The sequence below is a fragment of the Zarconia navalis LEGE 11467 genome, assembly GCF_015207075.1.
Lineage (GTDB): Bacteria > Cyanobacteriota > Cyanobacteriia > Cyanobacteriales > Geitlerinemataceae > Zarconia > Zarconia navalis.
In genome coordinates this window covers 1-8,400 of the sequence record NZ_JADEXN010000203.1, presented here as the reverse complement: position 1 = coordinate 8,400, position 8,400 = coordinate 1, and the positions used below count along the sequence as shown (strand labels likewise).

Sequence of the window (8,400 nt, the reverse complement as noted above, 5' to 3'; positions counted from 1 at the left end):
CTTTTTGGGTGAAGGGTTCTCCGGCGCGGAGTTTTTCGAGGAGGTTGTACATTCCGGTGATGGTGATGTCGGGATGGGCGGCCTGGACTTGTTTGCGGTGGGAGTCGAGGCGTTCTCCGAGTTCGCGAATTTTTTGTTTTTGCGCTGGGGTGCGATCGGGGAAGGGGAAGGGATCGAAGCAGCAGGTTTTGTTGTAGCGCGGTCTATCTTCTAATGTTCCTCCTGCTGCTAATGCCCACGTCACATGAATTTTGCTCGATAAAATCCCAAATATTAATCCACTATCACTACCAATAGCAATCAAACCATGTTCCGGTAGAATTTTGCCATCAACTAGAATAAAAACTCTATATTTTGATGTTTCTGGAGTTACAATGTAACGAGATAAACCTTCAATTGCTCTTCGGGTTCTTGGCATTACTTCTCCAAACAGCCACCAATTCTCCCTTCTGCTTTTTCTAGAATTTATATCTCTTTCTGGTTTTACCTTTAGCAAAACTTTTTGAAAGGATTGAGGTGCTATTTTTTGTGCTTCTTCTGGTGTTATTCCGAAAAAATTAATGACTTTTCTATGTCTACAAAAATGTGTATAGCGGTTCTTAATCTGTTGAAGTACAGTAACAGCAATGAGAGAACCATCCGAATAAATTCTCCTTCGTGACTTGTGCGAAAGCTTTGTCTAATGCGTGTCTTAAATCGGTATAAGTTCTTGCACCAATGCGCCGGAGAATACTCTTAATCTTAGACCAGCAGTTTTCAATCGGTGAGAAATCGGGAGAATAGGTGGGTAGATAAATGATACGTGCGCCAACGGCTGCCACTAAAGCTTCGATTTGTGCACTTTTATGAATTGAACAGTTATCCATCACGACCACTGCCCCCTTCCAAAGTTTCGGTCGTAACTTTTGGGCGATAAAGGCATCAAAGGTGAGTGCATCGACTGAATCCAAAGCACTCCATTGAGTTAAGAGTCCGGTTAAACTGATTGCCCCAATCAATGAAACATTTCGCCCTTTGCGGTGCGGACGTTCGGCATAAGCCCGTTTTCCCGGTTTAGCCCGCGCACATTTGCGAAGGAAGGAGAGATTCACCCCCGCTTCATCTAAGAAGACCAAATCTTTGACCGGAATCCCACGGAGCAGTTGCCAGTACTCGAATCGGGCGAGTTGGACTTCATCACTACCTTTTTTCGTGGGGTGGAGACTTTTTTTTTGAAGCGCAGGTTGAGCCGCAATCGTACCATTCGATCGACAGTAGCCACACTAATCAAACGTCAGTTCGGGTTAAGCCGCAGGCGGTAATGCCCACTCTAGTTGTAGTTCGGGCTTTTTCGGCTGGTGACAATAGGCAATTAGACCGCAGATGACGTTCACGAAGCAGTTAATGGGACTGCGGTGACGAGAATGCTCGATCTGGGAAATATTCTTGAGCTGGTCAATAACGGTTTCGATAATAGAACGCTTGCGAGCCAACAATTTGTCTGTGAGCCGCATCAGCTTGTTCTTCATATTTCGTCGAGGTTTGGCAAAAAACTCGATCTTGAAGGTGTCAAGGAGTTGTGTGGCAAGTTTCTTCGACACATATCCCCGGTCAGCAAACACTTTTCCACTCAAGCCGTCAAGTCAGTCAAATGCAGGTTTTCGGTCGTCCGTATTGCCAGGAGTCAGGGCTATGTTGAGCAACTCACCCTTTTCACTCACAACCAAGTGCAGTTTCAAGCCATAGAACCAACCCACAGAGGTTTTCCCCCGAGCTGCTATTTTTTTAAAGACCTGATGCTGGGAAATACGGCGATTATGGCAAACTTTGAGGCTCGTCGCATCAATAAAACTGATACCCGTGCAAGAACCAAAGCACGCTTTGAGGTAGCAACATAGCGGAAATAAGCATGAGGGAGTCCACTCAATAAATCGTTGATAACTCACCAGATGGGGAAATTCCGAGTGCCAATACTTTCCAACATGGTGATTGTAGTAGCTTTTGAAATTCCGATAGTGACTTTGATGGAATGCAATCAGGAGCGTCATAATTTCGCTCAAACTCATAGAGCGCTTACGTTGACGGGTTTTAAATCCATGAGTAAGTAGTTGTCTGTGCCATTGCGGTTCGAACACTTGACAAAAGTCATCGACGTCACAGAAGAGTTCTTCTAAGCTGTACATAACGGAGGACAGAGCTGATGGTTTAGTCGATCTCAGCTTACCTGTTCCTCCTTTTCTTATCCCGAACTGACGTTATTTACTCACTTCATTACCTGTGGCGTTTGGGAAGCCGTCTATATCCTCGATGGATTGCTCAAAAACACTTCCGATATTCAACCCGATACTCTCCATGCCGATACTCAAGGGCAATCATCGACGGTATTTGCTCTTTCTTATTTGTTGGGAATTGAGTTAATGCCTCGGATTCGGAACTGGAAGGATTTAGATTTTCTGCGTCCCCACGAGGCTGAGGTTTACGAATATATCGATCCCTTATTTGATGATGTTGCTCAATGGAAATTGATTCAAACCCATTGGCAGGATTTGATGCGGGTCGTACTCTCGATTCGGGCCGGAAAACTCTTACCCTCAACGGTTTTGCGAAAATTGGGCAGTTATAGCCGCAAGAATCGCTTGTATCAGGCTTTTCGAGCTTTGGGCAAAGCGATCCGGACGATGTATCTGCTCAGATTCATTTCCGATCGCCGTTTACGTCGAGAAGTTACTGCCTGTACGAATATCGTTGAGAGTTATCATCACTTCTTGGATTGGTTATTTTTTGGCAAAGATGGGGTGATTACAGAAAATGACCCTGTAGAGCAAGAAAAGCGGTTGAAGTACCTCGATCTGGTGGCGAGTGCGGTCATTCTTCAGAATACGGTGGATATGACCCGAGCGATCCAAGGTTTGAGTGCCGAGGGATTTGAGATGAATCGTCGGATGTTGGCAACGATGAGTCCTTACATCCACCGCAATCTCAAGAGGTATGGGGATTACGTGGTGGATTTGGAGAATATTCCTCAACCTTTCTCCGGAGCGATTCACTTGCCTCTTCAGATTCTTGAAACGTAGATCGGGCAAGACTTTGGCGGCTATCTTGCACTTTTTTACACGTATCTCGGCTCAACCCCCGGTTCAGTCAACTGATAATGCTTCTAATTTGGAATTACATCGAGGCGAGATCGATAAATTAGGAGGTTTTCGAGATGCTGTTGTGGTCTTTCCTGTACCTGGTTCTCGGGTCTACGGCAATTTGTGCCAGTTTCGAGCTTGCAGAAGAAATTGAATCTCTAAGTGCTGCGATCTTCGCTGTCATCTGTCTGTTCTTGAGTCTGTTCTTTGCTCCTCTGCCAGTACAACTACTCGTAGCGATGGTGTTGTTAGTACGCACCCAGTCTTCTGCCTCGACTTCGATCGATTAGTCGCCTTTCTATCCCTTTCGATCGCGAATGCGCTCTGCTCTTGAAATTTTTGAGGCGAACGTGCAAGTCCTGACGAGCCTGTCGAACTCGAATCGGGAGCACGACCAAAAAGCTCTCCCCTATTCGATCGCTCGCTTAACGCCGCCACCGCACCAGGCTACGATCGATCGCCCCGACAGACGGACAGCCACTTAAAGCCATCGCCCCATCGAGTTCGGCGCGCACCAGCTCCAAAACGCGACCCACACCCGCTTCACCATCCACAGCTAGCCCCCATAAAATCGGTCGCCCCAGCAATACGGCTTTTGCCCCCAGAGCTAGGGCCTTGAGAACATCCGTCCCCTGGCGAATCCCGCCATCGATGAGGACATCCACCCCATCTCCCACAGCATCCACCACTTCAGGCAATGCATCCAGAGAGGCGATCGCTCCATCGAGTTGCCGCCCGCCGTGATTGGAGACAACGATTCCGCGCACCCCGCAATCGACAGCTCGTTTGGCGTCATCACCGCGCAAAATTCCTTTCACCACCACCGGTAGGGATGAGATCGAGCGCAACCATTCCAAATCCCGCCAAGTGAGGCTTGCATCGAGCTGTTCGGCAAAATAAGCAAATAGACCCGATTCGCCCACCGCGCGGGGAATCGATACACCCGACAGGGTCACCAAATTGGCCAAAGCCATCCCCGTCGGCAAACAAAACTGATTTTTTCGATCGCGTTTGCGCGTTCCCAGTATTGGCGCATCGACAGTGACGCACAACGCCTCGTACCCAGCCGCCTCGGCTCGTTCCACCAAGCGCTGGGTGAGGGTGCGATCGCGATGGACGTACAACTGAAACCACAATCGAGATCCCGAACTGGAGACAGAGGCTTCTGGGGTCTGTGCGATTGCTTCTGCGGCGATTGCCACATCTTCTATACTCTGAGTCGATAGAGTGCTCAATACCATTGTCGTACCGCATCGAGCCGCAGCTCTAGCCGTTGCTAGTTCTCCGAGGGGATCGGCCAAACATTGAAATGCCATCGGCGCGATCGCCACCGGCACGACCCAATCTCGATCGAGTACCCGAGTTGTTAGATCTCGATGACTGACATCTACTAAAACCCTAGGTCTAAGCTCGATCGCCTCGAAGGCAGTGCGGTTGCTTCTAAGGGTAACTTCTTCTCCCGCACCACTTGTGTAGTAATCGAGTGCCATCGGCGAGAGAGACTCAGATGCGAGGGTTTCGTACTCGAATAGATCGATCGGTCGGTTCACAAATGCTCTGGGAGGGTAGATTTCATACCGTTCCCAAATTTAAAGCGGTCGCTCGAAGTTTGGGATTTAGAAAATTGCCACATCTCAATAGATATCTCCAGAAAAGAGAGCATAAGGAACGGGAATAAGACTAGATAGTTTCGATCGAAGAATTGATTTTATTTTTAATATCTACTAGATGTCTAGTGTTGATGAAGAGTGCGCGACCGCACAGATGAAATCTAGTTGAAATCCAGCGATCGCAAAGAGTTGAAAACTCAACTTCAACTCAGCCTAGATTTCATTGACGATACGACCCCTCATCAACCCTTGCATCTTCTAAGAAGTCTTTGATTCGGGGCGTGCAGTGCAAACTGTCAATTATTCACTCACTTTTTGCTTAAACGCTTTACCCGGACTAAAAGCGGGTACTTTCGTTGCCGGAATGTCGAGGGGTTCTCCCGTTGCCGGATTTCGTCCCGTCCGCGCGCTGCGGACTCTGGCTTCAAAGGAACCAAAGCCAATGAGTACGACTTTTTCATCCTCAGCTACCGTTTCCATAATGACTTCTACGATCGCGCCGAGTATGGTATCGGCTTCTTTTTTCGTCACACCGGCTCGTACCGCAAGTGCTGTTACTAATTCTGTTTTGTTCATAAGTCTAAAAAGAGTTAAGTCTATAAGAGAGCGAGAAACTCAGCGACAAATTATGCTCAAAGGAACGCGAACCATCAAGCGACTCAAGTTGCCGTTTATAAGAATTCGAGATCGGGACGTTTTGGGCGTTTAGAAACGACGTCGCTTTGACCTGCGCACGAGCGACAATTGAGAGTTTAACCGTCGGCAATGGTGGTATTTTGGGAACCAAACCCAAGAACCCACCATTTCGTTTGCCCAGATATCTTAGCAGGTGTACTTGCTTTTAATCACGCTCTTTCTACTTTTTCCAAGGTTTTGGGTCAACAAGCCGATCGCTAAAAGCAGTAAACTGAGGTCGAGTTTTTGGTTTGGGATGGACGATGTTACCCACCGATCTATTGAGTCATCGATACAATGGGGAAGAAATTATTCCCAAACGTCTGGCGATCGATCCGGGAAACCGTCAGGTGGCAGGCGATGCCATCGGGTTGTTTGAGAGTTCTGTTGGCATGACGCAAGGGGAACTTGATGGCAAGCTGCTCGAATTTGAAGGAGACAGTCCCGACTATCGCGTCAAGCGGGGATTGGCTCATATTCTCAAAAGTAAGTTTTGTACCATCGAAATTGTCAGTCCCCTAGACCCTCCAGCATTGCGCCAGCGTGTATTTACCCTTGCCGCTGCATCGATTCCCAGTCCCCAAAGAACCCCGGCTGTTTTGGAGCGAGTTGCTGACGAACTGAGTCGCCAGAGCAGTCGAGAAGTCTCTATCGATAGCGTGCGTCGCGGACTCTACGCTGATTTGCAAGAAAACCGCATCCTCACCCAATTCGAGACTCCCGAACCCGATGCGGTGCTGCATCGTTACAATCTTTCTCAAGTACAGGGGATTTTTTACCGCGCCAGTCATATTACCATTAACGCCCACCGGAACGTTCCGGGACAGTACAAGCTGTTATTTCGCTATCTGAAGTTGTTTGGGTTGATGGCGTATATCGAAGGTGATGCGGATTTTGGCTTTACGATTACCATCGATGGTCCGACGAGTTTGTTTAAACCCAGTACTCGCTACGGATTAGCGATCGCAAAGCTATTACCAGCTTTGTTGCACGTCACCAAATGGAGTCTCAAAGCGACGTTGCAAAACCGCGACTCTTATACCGGTAAGTGGAAACAAGGTCAGTTCGGTCTCAATTCCGATTGCGGTCTGGTAACCCACTATCCCCCCGGTAAACCCTACGATAGTATGTTGGAGCAATCTTTTGCTAAGCGATGGGAAGCGCTCAAATCTGAGTGGGTGCTGGAGCGGGAAGTAGACTTAATTCCCATCCCCGGTACGGTGATGATTCCAGATTTTCGCTTGGTTCACCCCGATGGGCGAGATTTTTTGCTCGAAATAGTCGGCTACTGGCGACCGGAGTAGCTAAAAAAGAAATTCGATCGGGTGCGGCGCTCGGGATGCGATAATCTGATTCTAGCCATTTCCGAACGGCTGAACTTAGAGAAAGCTGGGGTGCGGCTGACGGATATTCCGGTATCGGCGATCTGGTTTAAAGAAAAGTTACAACCCAAAGCAGTACTCGAAATTTTAGAGCGATCGCCTGCCTCAATTTAACTTTTGAAATCGAGAATTTTGCGCTGTTCGCCCCATCTTAGTGACTGACTCTCAATCGACGAATCATTTCTCGCACCACATCGGTCTTCGTTCGACCTCGTTCGATGCAGTAGCTTTCGAGGCGCTCCAACTCGCTTGCCGGTAAGCGGATGGTGAGCACTTTGTTGGAGGGGGGTTTGGTTCTTGTCATGGGGATCGACAACGTAACTACAACTTCACTTCTCAAACATCAAGATTTGTTGAGATATACTTAGTACATTGTACTTGCAAGCTCCGATGTACCACCAGATTATAACTCAGATGGTTCGCGTTTTTGACCGAAAGCATTTGATTTTCTCAGTCAGCTCGGGCGCGTCTAAACTCCAGTATTAAGTCATTTGTTGAAAATCCATTTCCGAAGTTCCCTGCCTCCTTTGTTCGCTCTTTGTGCGCTTGGGCATAACGCATGTCTCCCCCGATCCACACCTTCAATGTACGATCGCTTATCGATCGAAGCGATATGCAACTGTTTTCGAGGTCTTGAATTGACAATGTTTGAGGGACGCACCATCGAGCACAGCCCATCGATCGAGACGGAAAATCAAGTGTTTGCGCGATTATGTCGCACATCGAACGATTGGGTAAAGACTTAGATCGAGAGCAAGGTTCGCAGACTAAAATATGAGGTATCGAGTTAAGCTAGAAAGAAATCTAGGTTAAGCATCCGAATAATGAGCGATCGAAGTCCCTACGAACAGCTTGGGGTGAGTGAGGATTCTTCCTTTGATGAAATCCAAGCCGCACGCAGTCGCCTACTAGAAGAGAATGCAGGCGATCGGAAACTTTCAGAAAAAATCGAAATGGCCTACGATGCGCTGTTGATGGAGCGCTTGCGAATGCGTCAGGAAGGAAAAATCAAAGTCCCAGAGCGCATCCGATTTCCCGAACGTTTGACTCCAGAAGCGCCACCCAACAAAACATCCTCACCGATCGATCGAACTCCAGCTTGGCTGCAAAGTACTCTCGACACACCCAGTCAGTCCGATATCCTGTGGCCGGCTGGCATCATGCTTGCTTTGAGTGCCTTGAGCATTGGGGCAAACTTCGCTCCCGTCGCCTTGGCATTAGGTGTCGGGACGAGCCTTTACTTCCTCAACCGAAAAGAAAAGCGCTTCGGTCGAGCGTTGCTGCTCACGGTGGCGACGCTGCTTGTGGGATTGTTGGCTGGGGGAGCGTTAGCCTCGTCCATCGCTCCTCAACTGGGGATTGTTGTGGATGTCAACACGCTAACAGCTTGGATAACGTTTTTCCTACTGTGGTTGACCACCAGCTTTTTGAAGTAGGGTCTTTTTCAAGTCCTATTTGAGGTCAGAGGGGTTTGCCGTCAATCGGTTAACAATTTAGTTCTGGGTCGTTACCGAACGGGTTGGATCGATTGGGAGAGGATCGATTCGACGGCTCGAGCGAGATCGTTGACGATTCGATCGGGGGCGTAAGCTGCAAGGCGATCGCGATCGCGAATGCCCG

7 protein-coding genes and 3 pseudogenes are annotated in these 8,400 nt (G+C 48.5%); 4 read left to right on the top strand and 6 right to left on the bottom strand.

From position 1 onward, the window contains the following. The 3 genes and pseudogenes from IQ235_RS12035 to IQ235_RS12025 form a co-directional block, all read right to left on the bottom strand. A partial coding sequence (locus IQ235_RS12035; protein WP_319592583.1) for a type IIL restriction-modification enzyme MmeI occupies positions 1 to 496 on the bottom strand: 496 nt, incomplete at its 3' end. A gap of 103 nt (positions 497 to 599) precedes the next feature. After that, entirely contained in the window at positions 600 to 1,115 is a 516-nt protein-coding gene (locus tag IQ235_RS12030) for an IS630 family transposase (protein WP_264321702.1), read from the bottom strand. Between the two features lie 168 nt (positions 1,116 to 1,283). Further along, positions 1,284 to 2,162 (bottom strand): annotated as a pseudogene (locus tag IQ235_RS12025) (IS982 family transposase). 66 nt (positions 2,163 to 2,228) lie between these two features. Between IQ235_RS12025 and IQ235_RS12020 the strand changes: the two are divergent. Continuing rightward, positions 2,229 to 3,053, top strand: a pseudogene (locus IQ235_RS12020) (Tn3 family transposase); the annotation flags it as partial. 134 nt (positions 3,054 to 3,187) lie between these two features. After that, on the top strand, positions 3,188 to 3,403 hold the full coding sequence (locus tag IQ235_RS12015; RefSeq protein WP_264321701.1) for a hypothetical protein: 216 nt from the start codon (positions 3,188 to 3,190) through the stop codon (positions 3,401 to 3,403). 135 nt (positions 3,404 to 3,538) lie between these two features. Here IQ235_RS12015 and IQ235_RS12010 read toward each other — a convergent pair whose 3' ends face one another. Together IQ235_RS12010 and IQ235_RS12005 are read right to left on the bottom strand one after the other, a co-directional pair. Beyond that, positions 3,539 to 4,663, bottom strand: coding sequence for an alpha-hydroxy acid oxidase (locus IQ235_RS12010; protein ID WP_264321700.1), 1,125 nt, complete (start codon positions 4,661 to 4,663; stop codon positions 3,539 to 3,541). Between the two features lie 360 nt (positions 4,664 to 5,023). Further along, a complete protein-coding gene (locus IQ235_RS12005) occupies positions 5,024 to 5,299 on the bottom strand; it encodes an HU family DNA-binding protein (protein ID WP_264321699.1) in 276 nt (91 codons plus the stop codon). Between the two features lie 362 nt (positions 5,300 to 5,661). Between IQ235_RS12005 and IQ235_RS12000 the strand changes: the two are divergent. Beyond that, positions 5,662 to 6,894, top strand: a pseudogene (locus IQ235_RS12000) (DUF790 family protein). Between the two features lie 37 nt (positions 6,895 to 6,931). Here IQ235_RS12000 and IQ235_RS11995 read toward each other — a convergent pair. After that, positions 6,932 to 7,084: a ribbon-helix-helix protein, CopG family gene (locus tag IQ235_RS11995; protein WP_264321698.1), complete on the bottom strand. Its 153-nt coding sequence runs from the start codon at positions 7,082 to 7,084 to the stop codon at positions 6,932 to 6,934. Between the two features lie 520 nt (positions 7,085 to 7,604). Here IQ235_RS11995 and IQ235_RS11990 point away from each other — a divergent pair. Next, positions 7,605 to 8,216: a CPP1-like family protein gene (locus IQ235_RS11990; protein WP_264321697.1), complete on the top strand. Its 612-nt coding sequence runs from the start codon at positions 7,605 to 7,607 to the stop codon at positions 8,214 to 8,216. Positions 8,217 to 8,400 lie beyond the last annotated feature (184 nt).

Coding starts and splice junctions, on each gene's coding strand:
- IQ235_RS11990 (WP_264321697.1), top strand. CDS start 7,605: ATGAGCGATCGAAGTCCCTACGAACAGCTTGGGGTGAGTGAGGATTCT.
- IQ235_RS11995 (WP_264321698.1), bottom strand. CDS start 7,084: ATGACAAGAACCAAACCCCCCTCCAACAAAGTGCTCACCATCCGCTTA.
- IQ235_RS12005 (WP_264321699.1), bottom strand. CDS start 5,299: ATGAACAAAACAGAATTAGTAACAGCACTTGCGGTACGAGCCGGTGTG.
- IQ235_RS12015 (WP_264321701.1), top strand. CDS start 3,188: ATGCTGTTGTGGTCTTTCCTGTACCTGGTTCTCGGGTCTACGGCAATT.